The 18,014-nt window shown below is 36.4% G+C and carries 15 protein-coding genes and 1 tRNA gene; 4 read left to right on the top strand and 12 right to left on the bottom strand.

The window, feature by feature from the left end; all coding sequences use genetic code 11:
• The 6 genes from ACFIJR_RS08120 to ACFIJR_RS08145 all read right to left on the bottom strand — a co-directional run.
• Positions 1-284 (bottom strand): phage tail protein (locus ACFIJR_RS08120; RefSeq protein WP_375653959.1); only part of this gene is annotated, 284 nt, incomplete at its 3' end.
• Entirely contained in the window at positions 284-1,165 is an 882-nt protein-coding gene (locus ACFIJR_RS08125; RefSeq protein ID WP_375653961.1) for a baseplate J/gp47 family protein, read from the bottom strand. The genes ACFIJR_RS08125 and ACFIJR_RS08120, both read right to left, overlap by 1 nt.
• Positions 1,152-1,538 (bottom strand): GPW/gp25 family protein, encoded by a 387-nt coding sequence (locus ACFIJR_RS08130; RefSeq protein WP_273718804.1) that lies wholly within the window; start codon positions 1,536-1,538, stop codon positions 1,152-1,154. The genes ACFIJR_RS08125 and ACFIJR_RS08130 overlap by 14 nt, the downstream gene beginning before the upstream one ends.
• Before the next feature lie 3 nt (positions 1,539-1,541).
• Positions 1,542-1,742: a hypothetical protein gene (locus tag ACFIJR_RS08135; RefSeq protein WP_273790108.1), complete on the bottom strand. Its 201-nt coding sequence runs from the start codon at positions 1,740-1,742 to the stop codon at positions 1,542-1,544.
• An 11-nt stretch (positions 1,743-1,753) separates the two neighbouring features.
• Positions 1,754-1,969 carry a hypothetical protein gene (locus tag ACFIJR_RS08140; RefSeq protein ID WP_375653962.1) on the bottom strand — a complete coding sequence of 72 codons (216 nt, stop codon included), beginning with the start codon at positions 1,967-1,969 and terminating at the stop codon, positions 1,754-1,756.
• Positions 1,970-2,073: 104 nt separating this feature from the next.
• Positions 2,074-2,571 carry a hypothetical protein gene (locus tag ACFIJR_RS08145; RefSeq protein ID WP_375653963.1) on the bottom strand — a complete coding sequence of 166 codons (498 nt, stop codon included), beginning with the start codon at positions 2,569-2,571 and terminating at the stop codon, positions 2,074-2,076.
• 867 nt (positions 2,572-3,438) lie between these two features.
• On the opposite strand from ACFIJR_RS08145, the gene ACFIJR_RS08150 reads away from it, so the two are divergent.
• Both ACFIJR_RS08150 and ACFIJR_RS08155 read left to right on the top strand, forming a co-directional pair.
• On the top strand, positions 3,439-4,503 hold the full coding sequence (locus ACFIJR_RS08150; RefSeq protein WP_375653964.1) for a ThiF family adenylyltransferase: 1,065 nt from the start codon (positions 3,439-3,441) through the stop codon (positions 4,501-4,503).
• Positions 4,500-5,720: an MFS transporter gene (locus tag ACFIJR_RS08155; protein WP_375653966.1), complete on the top strand. Its 1,221-nt coding sequence runs from the start codon at positions 4,500-4,502 to the stop codon at positions 5,718-5,720. The genes ACFIJR_RS08150 and ACFIJR_RS08155 overlap by 4 nt, the downstream gene beginning before the upstream one ends.
• 1,564 nt (positions 5,721-7,284) lie before the next feature.
• Here the strand turns inward: ACFIJR_RS08155 and ACFIJR_RS08160 are convergent.
• Positions 7,285-7,375 (bottom strand) — tRNA-Ser (locus tag ACFIJR_RS08160).
• Between the two features lie 319 nt (positions 7,376-7,694).
• Between ACFIJR_RS08160 and ACFIJR_RS08165 the strand changes: the two genes are divergently transcribed.
• Complete coding sequence (locus tag ACFIJR_RS08165) at positions 7,695-8,891, top strand: porin (protein WP_375653967.1); 1,197 nt, start codon at positions 7,695-7,697, stop codon at positions 8,889-8,891.
• 1,156 nt (positions 8,892-10,047) lie between these two features.
• Here ACFIJR_RS08165 and ACFIJR_RS08170 read toward each other — a convergent pair.
• The 5 genes from ACFIJR_RS08170 to ACFIJR_RS08190 all read right to left on the bottom strand — a co-directional run bounded on the left by ACFIJR_RS08170 (position 10,048) and on the right by ACFIJR_RS08190 (position 16,575).
• A complete protein-coding gene (locus ACFIJR_RS08170) occupies positions 10,048-10,854 on the bottom strand; it encodes an N-acetylmuramoyl-L-alanine amidase (RefSeq protein ID WP_375652028.1) in 807 nt (268 codons plus the stop codon).
• 855 nt (positions 10,855-11,709) lie between these two features.
• Positions 11,710-13,884, bottom strand: coding sequence for an isocitrate/isopropylmalate family dehydrogenase (locus ACFIJR_RS08175; RefSeq protein ID WP_375627455.1), 2,175 nt, complete (start codon positions 13,882-13,884; stop codon positions 11,710-11,712).
• On the bottom strand, positions 13,881-14,612 hold the full coding sequence (locus ACFIJR_RS08180; RefSeq protein WP_375627454.1) for an alpha/beta fold hydrolase: 732 nt from the start codon (positions 14,610-14,612) through the stop codon (positions 13,881-13,883). Before ACFIJR_RS08180 ends, ACFIJR_RS08175 begins: the two co-directional genes overlap by 4 nt.
• A gap of 260 nt (positions 14,613-14,872) precedes the next feature.
• Positions 14,873-16,069: a multidrug effflux MFS transporter gene (locus ACFIJR_RS08185; protein ID WP_375626771.1), complete on the bottom strand. Its 1,197-nt coding sequence runs from the start codon at positions 16,067-16,069 to the stop codon at positions 14,873-14,875.
• Positions 16,070-16,296: 227 nt separating this feature from the next.
• Positions 16,297-16,575, bottom strand: coding sequence for a hypothetical protein (locus tag ACFIJR_RS08190; RefSeq protein WP_375626773.1), 279 nt, complete (start codon positions 16,573-16,575; stop codon positions 16,297-16,299).
• Between the two features lie 307 nt (positions 16,576-16,882).
• On the opposite strand from ACFIJR_RS08190, the gene ACFIJR_RS08195 reads away from it, so the two are divergent.
• Entirely contained in the window at positions 16,883-17,653 is a 771-nt protein-coding gene (locus tag ACFIJR_RS08195; protein WP_375653969.1) for a phage tail assembly protein, read from the top strand.
• The last annotated feature ends 361 nt before the right edge of the window (positions 17,654-18,014 follow it).

Raw genomic sequence — 18,014 nt, forward strand, 5'->3', positions numbered from 1 at the left:
ATCCCTAGCCATTCAAGCCCCATCTCTATTGCCGCAAGGGAGCCGCGAATATTTTGCCATGCAAGACCCTGATCAATTAAATCATAAAGGTTAGAGAAATAAGGGTTTAATTCTTGTAAGCCATATTCGTCTATTAAAAAGGGCAACCAAGAAGGCGGACGCGTAATAAATTTCGCGCGGGGTATTTCTTCCAGTGCGGTTTTAACGTGAGGGTCAAGAGCCATTGCTTCTGCAAAACAACGTTCAAACAAGCTAGAATTCGGGGGCAAAAGTGAGGAAAGCATCAATAAGCACGCCCCCGTTCAGACAAAACAATATCCCCTAGTGCGACCGCTTCATCAGGTGCGACCAAAATATCCTCACAAGGTTGCGTTATGTTCACATGGTGAACGCCCTCAACTATCAAGCGGCTTAGTATCCAACTTAAAGACAGATCACGCCCAAGCCTTTGCGCACGCGCCCATTCTGCTCTTAAATTCTGCTCCGCTCTTTCCAAAACAAAGGAGCCTTCATCCGGTAACAACCAAAAATCAGCAGAAACATTGATCATCCGCTGTACCGCGCTTTTCACAAAGATGTGGTCATTGGTCATTTTAACATGGGGGGCATCAAGGGCTGCTTGTACCTTGGCAATTAAAGCCTCATCAGCCACCCCTGAAGGGGCGTCACTAAAAAGCGCAACATGAATAAGTGGACTTTTAGCCACACGATAAACAAAAGCATCTTTGACATGGATATCGCTTGAGAGGGCAAAATATTGGTAACGTGGCGCTGTGCCACCTGTGGAATGTCCTTGTCTATTCAAGCGAATGCGGCGGCGAAACCGCTCATCATCTTCATCCAAAAGGCGCGTGACCCCATGAAAATCCCCCAAATGATCTAAACTTGTTCCACGGGCAAATGTGAGTAAATTATCTCGCGCCACTTCATTAATTCGCTGGCGCAATAGCAACTCTTCATAAGCCGCCGCTTGCAATTGAATGACAACCGGATCATAAGCCGTCTTTTCTACATTATAAGGAATATGATGCGCTGCAAAAAGCTCAGTCAAACGCGTGATCTTTTGCTCTAAAATGGCTTCAACAGAAAGCTCTTCAATAATTTGTGGGAGAGGGAGTTGTGGAGGGGGAGCTTGTGGAATGGATAAAGGTTCAAACTCTGTCATCACCAACCTCTAAATTGATGCTCATTGGCTCTTTGTGTGACCAATCCCCCAAATGCCCATCGGGATAAAAAACACCCGTTAAAACAAAATGAAATGTACCTTCACGCGTTGCTTTTGTCAGATCAATCCTCTGCAACGAGAACCCAGGCTCTCCACACTCTGGATCATCGAGTGCTTCAACAATTGCTTGATAAAGCTGCATCATCGTCGCAGGATCAGCATTGGCGTCTTGGAATGCTCCAACATCACATCCATAATGACGACGCAAAACCCGTGTCCCAATTCTTGTCGTCAGACATTTACGAAGTGACTGTTGACAATGTGCAAAGCCATATAAAAGAGAGCCATCCTTTTCGCTCATCCCGCACCGCATGCTTTAAGCTCCTTTGCTTGTCTTTGTGGTAGAAACAGTTGGGGGCGCAGAAACAACAGGTGCTGGTTTTTCAGTGATCTGACCAAGCAGCAACGGATATTTAGCCTCTTCCTCACTTAAACAAATTTCCTCACCCTTGCCCGGTGAACGCTTGCCTGCAACAAAATCGGCATTGGTTAAAATAACATAAGTGTTCTCACGCATAATAAACTCCTTTAAAGAGGGGAAGAGGTTGTGGAGGGACCCATTTTGACCCCACCGTGTTTGTGGCTTGCGCCAACAGATTTTTGATTATGCTGTAAATCTTCTGCTTGAATGTGCACACTACCCGTTAATTCAACACGGGTTGATTGATGAGAAAGCACCAAACCTTGGCTATTCAAATGGATTTGGTTTTCCCCATGGGAGAGAATGAGCTCATCTTTTGTCATCCGCAAAGCGCCATAAGAGCCGTCACTTTTCTTTCCTCCTTTGTGCTGTAAGAGCTTTATCTCGTTGCTCAAACGTGTCTTCTAAATGAATAACTTTTCGTTTCTTATCGAAATATTTTCCTCAAACTTTGAAGCCTGTTATTTAAATTATCAACTTTGTGATCTATCCTTTTAATCTCTTGATTTAATTTATCAATATGTTCATGATGTTTAGAAATCACTTCTAAATAATGTAATGCTTGAGACTGATCCTTAAGCTTTTTTGCTTCATTTAATTCTCGAAAAGCCTCTGTTCTTTTCTCAACATGCTCAAATAAAGTAAAAACCTTCTCGAGCCGTTCAAAAATTGCAGCATTCCGCTTTTGCGTTATTTCATATTTATAAGTTAGTTGCTTGTTATTTGGCATATTTTTCAGCAATGCAAAATAGAGTGCCTTCTGTTCAAAAGCTATTCTCTTCAAGTCCTCTACCGACACCCCCAATATTTGCATTGTATCGTTCCATCCTCTCTCCGCATTGTCTTTTTCAAACTTTGCTGAATCCAACTTCTGAACCGCATCATCACGTTCCTTAACAACTTGGGGACAAAATAATTTACCCATACCCGTATAGCCATGCGAGGTAGATAAAAGATATGTTAGCAAAAATATGATAAGCAATAAGCCTTCTCTCAACAGAACTTTTTTTTGTAAACATTTTTTTATTTTCTCGTATGCAATAAATTAAAATAAACAATTAAATTTGTATTGAAAAATTAATAATGAAATTTATTAAATCTATTTAAAATAATCTATGATAAAAATAAAAAGGGATAAATTGTACAAAAATTAAATACTTAACAAACAGAATAAAGCTATAAAAACTAATTTATTCAATAAAATAGTCATAGATTTTTCTGTCTAGCTTTATATCTCTATAGGAGAAATTTAATCACTTTATAGGTAACTTTAAAATATTTTAATAGTATATTACAATTGCTTCAAAAATAATATTTTGATTAATAAATATATTAACATTTATGAAATGATGCGTATACAAAACGGATAACCACAATCAATGTAGTGATCGACTACTTTATAATATAGCTTTGTTTTTTATCAGCAGCAGTAAAAAAGTTTGTGTTTTTTACAAAGATTGAAATTTATTCATTTTTTATCGTATATTTTATGCTATTACTTTTAAGTTGATAAAGATCATAGAGTTTTAAACTGATGAGATGCGTTCTTTTCTCAATGTACATTCATCAATATTTGATGTAGGAATATTTACTTTACATCATAAAAATGTATTTACAATAATAATATTTTCATATAGGATCCTCCTCCCATGTAATGTGGTGAATAATGAAAACATCAATAAAGGGGGGGATCATGGATCATTCAGAATGTAATTAATGACTAAAGAAAATTCTTTTCCCTAGAAAATAAATCTAGGGAAAAGTTGGTTTACTCTACAAGTGGGGAGGAGAAATGAAACAACAATATATTTTAGGAAAATACACACGTGTTGTTGTTCGTGAAGAGGATGCTATTTTTGGTGCAGGTTCAAAGCAGTTTATTATCAATGATAAAAATTTTTGGGAGAACTTAGTGCTTATTGCGGCACAATGGATCAAAAAAAAGACAGTAGATGAAGTTTACAATTCACTATCATTAATCATGTTAAAAGAAAATTTTGACCGTGCGTTTGATTTTCTTGTTTCTAACCATTTTCTTGTCAAAGCTGAAACATCAGACAATATCCTCAATAATCGATATTCCAGAAGTCATCTCCATTATCAAAGCTATGGTATGCATCCAACCTCCGTTCAGCATACTCTTTTGCAAAAAAGTGTCGTCATTTTAGGGTGTGGTGGGATTGGTAATCATGTATCAGCAATGCTTGCATCCTCTGGCGTTGGAAAATTGACTCTTGTTGACAATGATGTGATCGAGATAACCAACCTTACCAGACAAATTCTTTTTACTGAAGAAGATATCGGTCTTCCGAAAACAACTGTTCTTAAACGTGAGCTGATGCGGAGAAACAGCCAAATTGAAGTTCATGAATTACAAATGTTGATTACTGAAAAAGAGGATATCAACAAATTACCCAAAGCTGATTTATGGATCATTTCTGCTGATTCACCTGTTCAGCTAGGCCTATGGATCAATGAATGGTGTGTGAAAAATAAACAAGCCTATATAAATTCCGGTTATGTTAATGATATAGCTGTCTTTGGTCCATTTTACATACCTGGTAAAACTGGTTGTTACGCATGTAGCTCGTCTATAGGTAATCTTCCAGCAAAAAGTGATCATCTTATTTATGAAGCTTGTGTTATGATTAATAATAACTTCAAAGTTGCTACATTTCCCCCTGTTAATGCACTTTCAGCTGCCATGTGTGCTAATGATGCTCTTAAATTTTTGGGTGGTTATGGAAGCCTTCTTTCCACTGATCACCGTGTGGGGATATGGAGCAGCCAACTTTTCACAGAAGAGCGTTCTCTAAAGAAAAATCCTCACTGTAAGGTTTGTGGAACAACACAATGAACAGACCACGCACCCTCGCTCTCAACTATGGATCCTATAATGCTGTCCGCATGCTCATTGGTGTTTACCATGCTATTTTTTTAATGTCCATGGGAGTTAGTCTGGCGCAATTAGCTCTGCTTCAGGTTGTCTTTTCCACCACCATTCTGCTGCTTGATTTTCCCTGCGCTGTTTTATCTGACAGATATCGACGTAAATATTCCGTTATGGCTGGGGTCTTTATGACAGGAGTATTTTATCTTCTATGCCTTCAAGCTCCTAATATGACAGCACTTATTATTGCGCAAATTCTCTATGCAGCGGGCATTTGCATCATTGTCAGCGCCATTGACGGATGGATTTACCATTCTCTAGGCGATAAACAGGATCACTTTTCGCATTATGCTCATCTCTACCACCAAGTTAACTCTTTCGGAAGTATTCTCAGTGGAATTGTAGGAATTGGAACGATCTATTACTCTGGACAATATTTTATGGGATATATCATCTCATGCCTCATGATGGGATTTATTTTTTTGATATTCCTTATTGTTCCGGAAGAAAAGAAAACGACAATTGAAACGTCCAAAACAAAAACAATCTTGCACAATGCCAAGGAAACGCTCTGGATATTTCAAAATACAGTAGGAGGAGCATGGTTTATTTTCCTCATGTGCCTTTTTAGCGCTGGTATTCAGATTATTTATCATTTCTGGCAACCGATAATACTTTCAGGAGGAAAAATTCATCACCTCAACGGTTCGCAAATGCTCGTCTTGATGTGCTGCCATATTGGAGCCTTTTCAGCACAATATTTTTCAAATTTACTGATGTCTAAGTATCATGTTCTTGATAAAAAATATAAGAATTCTATAAAATATTTTTCCTTCTTTTCTGCGCTGATGTGCATAGCGCTCTATTTTTTAGTTCATAGCCATCAAACTGCTGCATCAGTCATCGCCTTCTCTTTAATCCATGGATTTATTTGCACTGTACCAATAGGGGCCAAAAGCTTATTTTTCTCAGAACTTAACCAAAAACAAACGCAGCATATTTCCGGTATTGTTGGTGCTGTATCTTTTAGCGGAAGAATATTTTCAATTACAGTATTAAGTATTATTTCTTTTCTTCCTGCAAAAGTTTCTCCATCTTACTATCTAATATTACCGACCATTACTTTTTTCATGTGTGGTTTGGTTATCATGAAATGGATGAAACACTCCCACAAATCGCTATGAGAGAAAAACCATAACATTTCACCCACAATGTTTTCTTCTAAAAGAAATCGATACTTTTTTGAGAGCATTGCCACATCCAACGTTCAATATACAATGAAATTATAAAGCAACACATTGATTTATAATGATAATATAGCAAACTCGAATATTGTAAGATTCTTTCTTTTCAAATCTGTTTTTATGGTTGAAACAATCAAAATCATTTGCTTGCACATCATTAAGTGGAGAAAGCCGTATAAATAAAAACAATTTAGAAAAGGAAAAATGCCTTTTATGAACTCTCATAGTTAAAATCTATAACAACAGGAAGGCAGATATATAATATGCCTCTTTGCATCTTCATAAGTATACAAATGGTGTGGCTTTATAAGGCTTTATAATTATAAAGAAACTTTTGTGTTTTATACCATTTAAGAGGTGCCGTCGCAAAATGGGCTTATACACATTGAAAGATATCTCTTTAACACAAGTGCATAAATTGGCAACACAAGTATATTTGTGTTTAGGACATTCTTTTTATATGAGAGGCATAATTCCAACAGGATAAACAAAAACGTAAGACACATAATCTTCATTATTTAAAAGACACGACCATAGAGATTTATGAAAGTTATAAAACTGAATTAATAAGATGATGATAAAAATAAGAGATAACTTCCACCTTTTTTGCTTTTATATTTTCTCAAAATTAAAAAGATCCTTCCGTTTTTAGAAATGACTCGCTAGCAAATATATACAATATTTTCTCCCCTATTTGATATATAAAAGCTGACATAACCGATAAAGCAGTAAGCCATCTTAAAATATTGATCTCAAATATGCTGTTGTATAAGGAGTAGGTGTTGATTGACACACAAAAGCAAAAGCTTAGCAAAACAACGTCATAAAATAAATGTGCCACCAAACGATTGGAACGATATAGGGAAGTCAAAAACACTTTGTAGAACAAAATCCGTAACATCTAGCTTTACGGCCGCTTATTCTTACAAACGTGCGTGCTGCTCCCTATATCCATAAAAATAAATAAGCAATCCTTAGCTAAAAAATATGCAACGTCAATGTGATGCTATAACAGAGCTTCGCTTTCCTTTATCAACAAAAGCATGAGAAATTTTGAACCAAACCCATCTTTCTCGCGATAAATTTTTTCCACAACTGATCATATTTACTTTAATATAAATTGGCATAGCGATTTACATGAAACATATTGCGCTTAAAATATCCCCCATTGGTTTTGCTTTAGTTTACACCATTAGAAAAGAAATTTTTGTAACTTGTTTCATGAAACATAAAATTTAAAATCAACACAGGAATTAAGAAAATGAGCAACCACACGCGCTGCTAATACAGGTATTACAATTTCGCACATAATACAATTTCGCACATAAATTGAGATGGAAGGAAGATAAAATAGCACCACTCTATAGCAGAGTAGCTGATAGAAAACGTCTAGCAAGAAAAGCAATCAAAAAACTTCACAAAATTGAGATTAGCAGAAAAGCAAATGAGCACAAATCACTGAAAAAAATTCCTATACACAATCAACTGCTTTTATAACAATAGATGGCGGAGAGGAAGAGATTCGAACTCTCGAGAGCCTTTTGAGCCCTACTCCCTTAGCAGGGGAGCGCCTTCGACCACTCGGCCACCTCTCCAACAGAGAGGCATAAATGGTATCAACAGAAAGTTCAAGACATTTTCGATTTTTTTCCCAAATATCTGAAATTTTTCTCCTATTGAGCCCATAGGGATAAAAAGTTAACAAAACAAAAATTGTGTCTTTTTTACCACATTATCTCGAATAGTACATGTATACATTACAAAAAGGTAATTTCATATTTGAATATCTAAAAAGATTAGTATAGCTAAGATAACAAGTGCCGCGTATTTTACTTATGTCTTTGTCCTTAATGCGTTAGGTAAATGATACCCTTTAGAATTTAGAAGAAAATTAACGGACCTCGGAGATCCTATATGAATATTAAATCCCTCTTTTTAAGCTCTACAGCAGCTTTTTTAACAATTTCTGGAGCACATGCTGCTTCAACAGTTATCGCCGAACCCGAACCTGTAGAATATGTTCGCGTTTGTGATGCCTACGGAAAAGGATATTTTTATATCCCTGGAACAGAAACCTGCATGCGTTTATCAGGAAATGTTCGTACTGATTTTATAGGCGGTGATAATATCGATGCAACAAGCGAAACTGAACTAAGAAACAAAAGAAAAACCTATGGCGCAGCATCACGGCTCACCCTTGTTTTTCAAGCAGCTTCTGAAACAGAAATGGGGACACTTCGTTCATATGCAAGAATTTTCTCAAGCTGGGGTGATGGTGGTGATAAAGCTGGTGCAAGGCTTTCAGCCGCTTACATTGAACTGGGTGGTTTTCGCGTAGGTCTTGATGACACAATTTTCAACAGCTGGACTGGTGGTTATGGAAATGTTCTCAATGATGACAGCATAGCACCTGCAGGCACAACACGCACTAATTTTATTTCCTACACCTTTAATGGTGACTCCGGCTTTTCTGCTATTATCGGAGCTGAACTAGGCAATAATTCAGATGCTCTTCCTGGAATAAGCGGATACTATATTGATAAAGATGATAAGCTTGTTCCTATCACGAAGGATACTCTTCCAAGTAAAGCAATTAAAAATTACACACCCAATGTAGTTTTGGGTATCAAGTTTATGCAAAAATGGGGTGGTTTTTCAGCGGTTGCAGCATATGATACTTACTACAAAAAGTGGGCTGGAAAAGTACGTGCAGATTTCAATGTCAACGATCGTTTCAATCTATGGGTAATGGCTGGTTATAAAAACGGCCTTGATTACTACACAGTAAATGAAAATGATGAATTATCACGACAAAGCACAACGATTTATGCAAACTGGGGTGGTAAATGGGCTGCTTGGGCGGGTGCCACTTACAAACTCACTCCGAAGGCAAATTTGAATGCTCAAGTTTCTTATAGTGCTGTAAAAACCTTTGCAACTTCTGTAAATATTACATACACGCTGGTTCCAGGATTTGTGATTACACCTGAATTAACCTATGTTTCTTGGAATGATGATCGCGTTGTGACGGATAAAAATAATGATGAAAAACATTTATTCAATAAGAAAAGTGCTTTTCAAGGTATGATCCGTTTACAGCGTTCATTCTAATACTATTTAAGCTAAAGATTTTAAAAACTGGCAACATATGTTGCCAGTTTTTATTTTTGTAATCAAACATCATGAGCATCTTTCTTGATCGTTATTTTCTTGTCTTTTTGAAAAAAAATACTCACTTTCACAAAAATATTCTCAGAAAATTAACCTGATGTACTTGATAAGAACACTGCATACGTCGGTTCTTACACATCCATTCAAACAATCTCTTGCGTACCCAGGTGAACAAATACCTTTTCTTTATTACCAAATTGATTTTTGTTGGTAATTTATACCTAACCTTTGTTAATTTAGGTCATGAACTTCTCAGGTAAGTTCTGTACTGAACAAATAAAATATTGAAAAAAACAAGACATCATTGTGTTTTTGATATGCATGAATGTGTCTTCTATTAACATCCTAAAACACAACATTTTACAACACTGCCGCGCATTAAAAAACTTAATCATCAAGAAACATGTTATCAAAACGATGAAAATATCCCCTAAAGCAATAAAAGAGAAAATAGATATATCTTCAAAAAATGAATTAACCTCTTCCCCATCTAAAGAATAGAGACTCCTATCAGTAGCAATCTGTAAACGACCCACCTTTTTTTGAATCTGCATCACATTAATTTATAATGACAATTTATTATTTTGCATGTTGAATAAAAGTCCAGAATATCGTAGGATTCTCCATTTCAGACCTGTCCCATGTTTCAATCAACCAAAACCATTCACTTGTACACGACGAATGGAGAGAGCCGTGTGAATAAAAACGAGTAAAGAAAACCCTTTATGAATCGTTTTAAGTTCCAAGGACTGTAGTAACATTGAGATCTGGCAAAGTTTATGATGGTTCTAGGCACTTTTATTAAGCATAAAAATGAAGCTAACTTAATAGAGGACTTTAGATTATATTCTTTATGAACGTCACTGTAAAAAAGGAAGCAAAATATAAGACAAAGAACCAGTAAATTTAATCTCTGGAAATCATAAAGCATTCTATAGCGTTATGTTTCCATAAAACGCCTTATACCGTACATGGGATTTTTTACACGATTAATGCCCTTTTTTACATAAAGCGCATTGGAAAAAAGAAGCCTCTCTTGATAAGAAAAAGGCTTACACGTCATCATAACCATATTTTCAATTAAAACACGTTGAATTCACGGAAAATATTTATCAACCAATGCATAAAGAATTGCTGCTGTTTCAACATCTAGAATCCCATCATAATTTTCTTGACGAAAATGAAGTTGGAATGCTCGGATCAAATCTTTGTATCCTGTTTGGGTACACGCAGCAGAAATGTCATATCCATAACATTTTAGCTTCGCCAAAATATCTTCTTTGGGCGGCAAGTTCTTAGAAAATTGCTCTTGATAATGACTTTTTAGTTCATCATCATACCATGCTCCTATACCTGCCCTATAAAGTTCTCTCCATGGGAAAGCTGCTCCTGGATCACTTTTTCTTCCAATAGCAATATCACTGTGTCCCACAACATCAGTTGGCATAATATCGGGATACCGTTGAAGAATATTCAAGGCAAGTTCCTTAACGGCATCAATTTGTATTGGATTATAAGGAGGAAATATACCACCCTCATCATGATAAGCCATAAAATCAACTGTCTCTTCTGGAGACTCAAAATGACCCGTCGCTAAATTAACGATTTCAATCCCGATAGATGCATCATTGAGATGACTATGCCCAGCCCATGAACTCACACCCGCATGCCATGCACGCTCATTTTCATCAACCAGATTAAAAATACGCATGTCCTTAAAGCCTGCTTCACGATATGTCTGCTCTGAAGGATCAGGAACAAGATAGTGTGCACTAACCTTTTCTCCTGTAAGCGCCATAATCGAGGATTTAAAATCAAGAGCCGTATAATGCATAACGAGAAAACGAACGCGACGATTAAAACTCTTGACAGAACGATAACTGTTGTAATCAATCTGATACATAAAAGCCCTTTCTTTTTTGCTAAAAAAGACCACTGCGCATCACAACAGATAGGACACGAACTGTTAAAAATGCAATGAACTTCCTATCTAGATACTAAGAATTACGCCTAAAATTTGTTCATCAAAAACATTGACACTCTTATCAACAATTAAGACACATTTTATTTCTCCCCCACACACGCGTAAAATGTTTTTAACCACATTCACAAACGCACCGCATTAAATATTTTCCTCAAACAAATTCCTAAAAATTACCAATCGAAAAGAAAACAAAAGCATAAAATAATCACTCCTTGAATTTTCACGTCTTACAGAAAAATAATTCTTCCTGTTATCACATTGAAAAATATCGCCCCTCGGAAGCGAACACCCAACGATCGTGCAATCACACAAAAACTTAAAGGAAAAATTTTTATAAGCTCTTTACAGCAATTTATTATCAGATAACTGAATGGCACATATTCGCAATAAACTGGACATATTTTTCAATAAAATTTGCAAAGCTTTCCTGTAAATGACACAACTTCTTGTCTTTTCACACCATCGCTTTTTGATTTACAAAGAATCTCAATTATTTACAACGCTTGAGGCACATGAAGTCTCTGGATTCCTTGTCATCAGCTCTATGAAAGATAACGAATTGATTTATAATAATAATTAATCATTATAAATATTGAATGTAGCAAGCCTAATATCGTAAAGTTTTTCTTAATCTTGAATTAATCAAAGTGATTTAATTACACATTAAAAGAAAGTTTAACCTATAGATAAAAACCACTTAAGAAAAGGATCAAAATACTTCTTATAATAGAACGTTCAATAATTTGAGCAATATTTTTACGTCCCCATAGAGGTTCATTTGCTTTTCTCAGTTTGCAAAACTCTTTTTAAAACCAACCAAGCTGCATATTCTTGTAAGACGGCACCTAAAAGTGGTCGCGTATAGGGAAAAGTTACACGATCATCACCATAACCTTTCATCCGTATAGTCATCGTGGCATGTCCAAGGCTTTCTTCTTGATTTTCTAATGTCTCGATAGAAGGTTCTAGGCTCACTTCAACCTCAAGCAGTGGAATATTTTTTGTACTTTTTTCTATGGGCTGAAAATATTTTAAAAGATATGGATCATTGGAAGACCAATGAACCTCTGTATGCTTTTTCAATTGTTTACAAGCAGTAGTAACTTCTGCACCAACCAAATAGGAGTGAAAATGATCTTCAAATTGTTCGATTAAATGCTGTGCCAAAGGTGCCGATGACTGACCAACAAGCTGCACAAGAACATAGGGGCTTTTCCATAAAAAATGCCGTTCAAATGGCTCATTTTCAAGATGACAATCAACCCACTGCGCAATGGTACTTTCATCAATTCCAATCAAAGTCCATGCATACCCCGCACGCGATACAAAAGAATATTTCTTCTCGTTGTGTTCTAAATAATTCTCTAAAAGCGCAAGAGCCTGTGATGGCGGACCAGGCAAAACAACAAGCGTACTTCCATCACAAGAAAGATAAAAGCCTGGTGCTGTACCCGTAGGATTATCAAGCACGGTTGCCGTCTCAGGAAACAATGCTTGACGCGCATTACTCTTATCCACCAAAATCCCTAATCGTTGTAATTGACCTTTTATTGTTTGCCAAACATCTTCATGATGTACCAAAGGCTGCTTTACAGCTTGAGAAACCGCATCACGTGTTATGTCATCTGATGTTGGTCCCAATCCCCCACTGATAATGATAAGATCTTCTTGTCCAAGGCAAGAAACAACAGTCTCACTGATTTGCTGTAATTGATCAGCACAAACAAAATGACGCGTGACTTGAATATTTCTTTTATTCAAGCTCTGACTCAAATCCTGCAAATTCGTATTCAAATATTGTCCTGAAAGGAGTTCATCACCAATCGTAATAATTGCCGCATGACAAATAGAGACAGGATTCACAAGAACATTGCGAACAGCTTCAGCCATTTGACGGGTAGAGGCTACACCTCCAAGATCATAGGTAACAGTTTTTCCAGCACGAATAACCTGATCAACACTCTCAGATAGTTGTTTTGCTGCATCTTTAAAACCTAAATGCTCTAAAAGTAAAGCCGTGGTATAAAGCATCGCAGAAGGATTTGCTTTATTCTGTCCAGCAATACGTGGTGCACTGCCATGAACAGGCTCAAAACAAGCAATCTCGCTCCCCACATTCACATGAGGAGCAAGCCCCAATCCCCCCATGACTCCAGCGGCAAGATCAGAGAGAATATCGCCAAACATGTTTTCAGCAACAATCACCCCAAATTGCTCTGGCTTGTTTGCTATCCACAAAGCAACCGCATCAACATTATGAATATCTGCTTCAATTTCCGGATAGTTTTGCGCAATCTTCTCAAAAATTTCCTGAGAAAATTGTCCACTTTCTCGCATAACATTGGGCTTATCAGCAAAAGTAACGCGCTTAAAGCCATATTTCCTCGCATAAGAAAAAGCATATTCAAATAACCGCTCTAAACCAAAGCGTGTCTGCAAACGGACTGTCCACGCAGCTTCCTCAAGCCCATATTTTGTTAAATTGGGATGTTTTAGCCAAACGGCTGTTTCAGGAGAAATACCCCGAAAATCCAATCCAGCATAAAGGCCTTCACTATTGTCTCTGATAACACAAAAATGAAAAGGTTTTCTCGGACCAAAGATGTATCTGACAGGGCGTATATTTGCAAACAACCCTAATTTTTGGCGAAGCTGAATAACCGGTGACACATAGGCAAGTTTTTGCTCTTTTAAATGCGGTGCAAGTTCTTTTAAAGCCGCTTCTTTTCCTTTACTGGTCACAGCTCCAAGTAAAATAGCATCACTTTCAGAAATTTTTTTCCAGGTCTCTTTTGGAATAGGATCTCCTTCTTGTTTCCAACATTCAAAACCAATATCACCATAAATCAATTCAATCGGCAATTGGAATTGCTCTAAGACCCTCAACGCAGCATCACAAACCTCTGGTCCTATCCCATCACCAGGTAATACAAGAACTTTCTTTTTCATAACTCATCAATCCACTCATCAATGACTGCATCTGTCATAGTAGGATTATCCTCCCACAAACGCGTACCAGCACCAGAAATAATCTTATATTCATGGTTCAGATTATGACTTTTCGTCTGATTATCTACCGTTGCAAGTTGCGACTTTTCTCCCACTAAAGCTAAAAACTTCCCCTTATACTTAACTATTTCATCTCTAGCATCTATTTCTAATAAGAGTTTAAACCCTCTTCTCATGCGTTCAATTGCCACGCTTTTTTGTTTATCGGGAATCTCCAATAAAACTCTTTTTTTCATAATGCCAGAAGGATGCATAAAACCATTGAGTATTTCCAAAGCCCCCGACAAATCATTATTTTCTAAGGAGGCAAGAATATCTCCAAGGCGCCGTTGCAAAACCTTATCTGGATAGCCAGGTGCATTCACAGCAAGCACAGCTTGAACATTGGGAAGCCGTGCTGCCAATATTTGTACCAACATTCCAGCCATAGAAAATCCCACAAGCACTGCGGGCTCTTTAAAATAGCTTTTAAGTTTTTCTGCCATAAAAGATAAAATGTCTACAGCAGCATGATTGAGCACATGAGAACCCTTAGGAAAAAGAGAAAGCGTATCCAACAGAGTGACTGGGTATCCTTTTGATAAGCATAGCTTTGTCAATGGAGAACAAAAAACACCACCATCCCAAATTGGCATTACAGGAGAAAGAATAATAATAGGAAGGCTCATTGATCAATTCCTCCCCTTATTTAAAACATGCATTAGAGCCAAAACTTTTCCCATCCAATATAATGAAAATATGTTGAAACTCTAGGCTCATACTCTCCCCCCATCATAATCGATTTGTTAAACTCAAACTAAGCTTGTAACAAATTTTAAACCCACTCAATCCAACAACTTAATAAAAAAATTCATCTAATGTACAGGTACCCCATTCGTGAACAACATCAAAAACATTTCCGCATAATGCTTTCTTTTTATCATTTTACTCAGTTCATTTCTGAAGTCATAAAATGACGCGCTTTTTGAATATAAATGATAAAACCAATCATACAACACACAGCTAACAAAGTTGCCATAGCCCGTGGGCTATGACCAGATATCTTTCCGATAACCGCTGCACTGAGTGCCGCACTTCCTAATTGCAAAGATCCCATAACACCAGAAGCTGCTCCCGCAGCTTTCGGATGCGATGAAATAGCCAACGCTGTCCCTAACGGCAATAAAAAACCATTGCCAAAAGTAAGAACAGCAATAGCCATAAAACTTGTCACAAGGGGCCATGGGCTTAGATACATTTGCAAAGCAAACAGCACACCACCTATCACAAAAATAATGTACCCTCTCCCCACAGTCTTTTCCATAGACTCGCGCTCAAAAAACCATCGCGCCAAAAGATTTCCCAAAATATAGGGAAACGAAACACCAATATAGCTATAACTAATGTGTATCGGCGATAACCCCAAAGTCGTGAGTAAAAAAGGCGACTCCACAATATAAGCAAAATAGGCAGCGTAAGAAAAACACGGAATAAGTGCATAAAAAATAAATTGTTTATTTCTGAGAACACCTAAATATGCCTTCATAAATCCTACCGGAGAAAAATGCTGCCGCTTCTGAGGAGGTAGAGTTTCGGTTAGCACAAAACAACACAGCAAAATGGTCAAAAATATAAAAAAGCTTAAAAAGATAAAAGTTGCCTGCCAATGAAAAGCCTGTATCAAAAGTCCACCAATGAAAGGTGCAAGTGCTGGTGACATTCCAATAAAAGGAAAAACAATCAAATAAAGTTTTCCAGCCGCTTTTTTATCCAACAAATCATTGATAATTGCACGACTTAAGACAAGTCCCGCACAAGCACCAAGACCTTGCAAAAAACGTAACACAAGAAAAGCGTGAATATGAACCGTATAAATCACACCAAGTGTCGTAAATAACCACAAGAATAAGCCCAATAGAAGTGTTTTTTTACGCCCAAAATTATCACTCAGCGGCCCATAAATGAGCTGTCCAAGTGCCAATGCCAACAAAAAAACCGCCACTGCACTTTGAATTTGAGATTGTGTCACTTGATAATATTGACGCATATCGCCCAGTGCTGGTAAAAAAATATCGGTAGAAATCAAACCTCCTGTTGATAAACATACGATAAGTATAATGAATGGTAATGTATATTTATGTTTCATCAGGAAAGTCACATTTCTTAAATTTAAAAATATTTAAATTTTACGTTTATAGAAAAATAATAATTTATATTTATAAATATAAATCTATTTTAACTTTATCCACAGGGAATAAAATAATAAATTTTCTTTATTCTTTTACTTTATTCGAGAATAATTCATCTTGTTGATGCATAAATCCAATGTCTGATCCGCACGCACACGCAACACGTAAATAAACACTTAGCGCTTCACTTTATAATTAATTTTAAAGCATAGCAAATCGCAATTTTAAAACTATACGCAAAAGAAGCTAAAAGATCAAAACTCTCCTTCAGAGATATATTTCCCAATCCAAAATAGCGCATTTTGTTGTATTCATGTTGCCCTATCTTCATCAGCTTTTTTTCATTGATATCATCAACAAAAACGCTCCCAAACTCTATCCCTCTCCATGATAACAACATCACTTTTCCGACAACATCTTTTATCAGAAGTGGTTTACAACGCTCAAAGAAAAAAGAAGCCACAAACTCCCTCTCCTTAAAACTACCCACGCAAATATTATTGTAACAATACAGCATATAACAATGGCTCATGGAGAAGTTTTTATCAACACAAATAATTGAGCAAACAAACTTAATAGCCCACTAATATCATAAAGCAAATTGCGCTTCTGTCTCCCCTTAAAATCTAAATTCATCTTGTCCATTTTGTTAGAATTTCATTCTACATAACCATCACCAAGTTTACTGCCTAAGCTATTGACAAACATGATATAATGGAAATTTGATAAATCATTCTGCATCTAATTTAGAAAGCAAGGAGAAGCTATTAATGAATATAACAGAACTAGCCACGTACCAATTACTTGTACCTATTAAAGTGGAAGGAAAGACATACACAGAAATCACCTTACGCCGCCCGAAATTTAAAGACTTAAAAGCAATACAGAGCAAAGAAGGCGACGAGCAATCAATTGAAATGATCGCATGTCTTTCAGGGTGGTCCTATAATGCCATCAGTAAACTTGGTGTTCGTGATTTTTTAAACATTAAAGACATTTACGGGACTTTAATAAAAAAAGTATTAAAAAAACTTGATAAAATGAATACAATCATAAAAATCCCATCCCTAAAAATCCTATCCTTAGAAACTCAATTTTCTAAACATCTCAAAAACTTTATAAACAAAGTAAATGCACCCATAAAAAGCGTAATGGATGAATGTATTTTAATCGACAGTAAACCCGAAAAACACACAAGTAACCTTTACACACATACATTTGAAACAGAATCCATGACAACTGCAAATGCAAAAGTGAAAACCTGTAGCACCTATGAACCGATTACAGTTCATAATCCCTACGTCATAAAGGGGGAACACATGACCTTTACAAAATGCACTTTCTTAGTACAAGATGGTCCATCAAACCAAATTTATCTCTCAAATCAAAGTGCTCTTACATCGTATAAAAAAACTGCGGGCGAAACTAAAAAACAAACTTTGGAGAGAATCTCGAAACTTTTGGACATTGTCTCAAAACTTTTCAACTTTCCTCTCTGGTTTTGGGAGTTTTTACTCAAAGAACTTAGAAAGTTTTTCTAGCATTGTTTTGATATAGAATAATAAGAGAAGGAAAAACAGCTTAGAACACTAATGTTTCTTCCTTCTCTTTTATCTCTCATAGCTTTTTGAATTGAATACTTTTGATATTTATTTTGAATAATTGAAGCATTCTTTTAATTATAAGTACAATATAAAAACTAAAATTTTAGAAGACGCGCTGTTTTTACAAAAAAATGAAATAATAAAATAAATACTCCAGAATTTTAAGTAATGATCACCGTCTTGTGTTCGATGTTTTCTGTCCTTTTTGGCGCATATCTATTCACTTTTGGAACATAATTGGCAAAAAGACATTGTATCTCCAGCATATTCAAGGAGATAAAACATGGAAACTCGCATT

The organism is Bartonella sp. OD88NMGDW (assembly GCF_042193775.1).
In the GTDB taxonomy this organism is placed as follows: domain Bacteria; phylum Pseudomonadota; class Alphaproteobacteria; order Rhizobiales; family Rhizobiaceae; genus Bartonella; species Bartonella grahamii.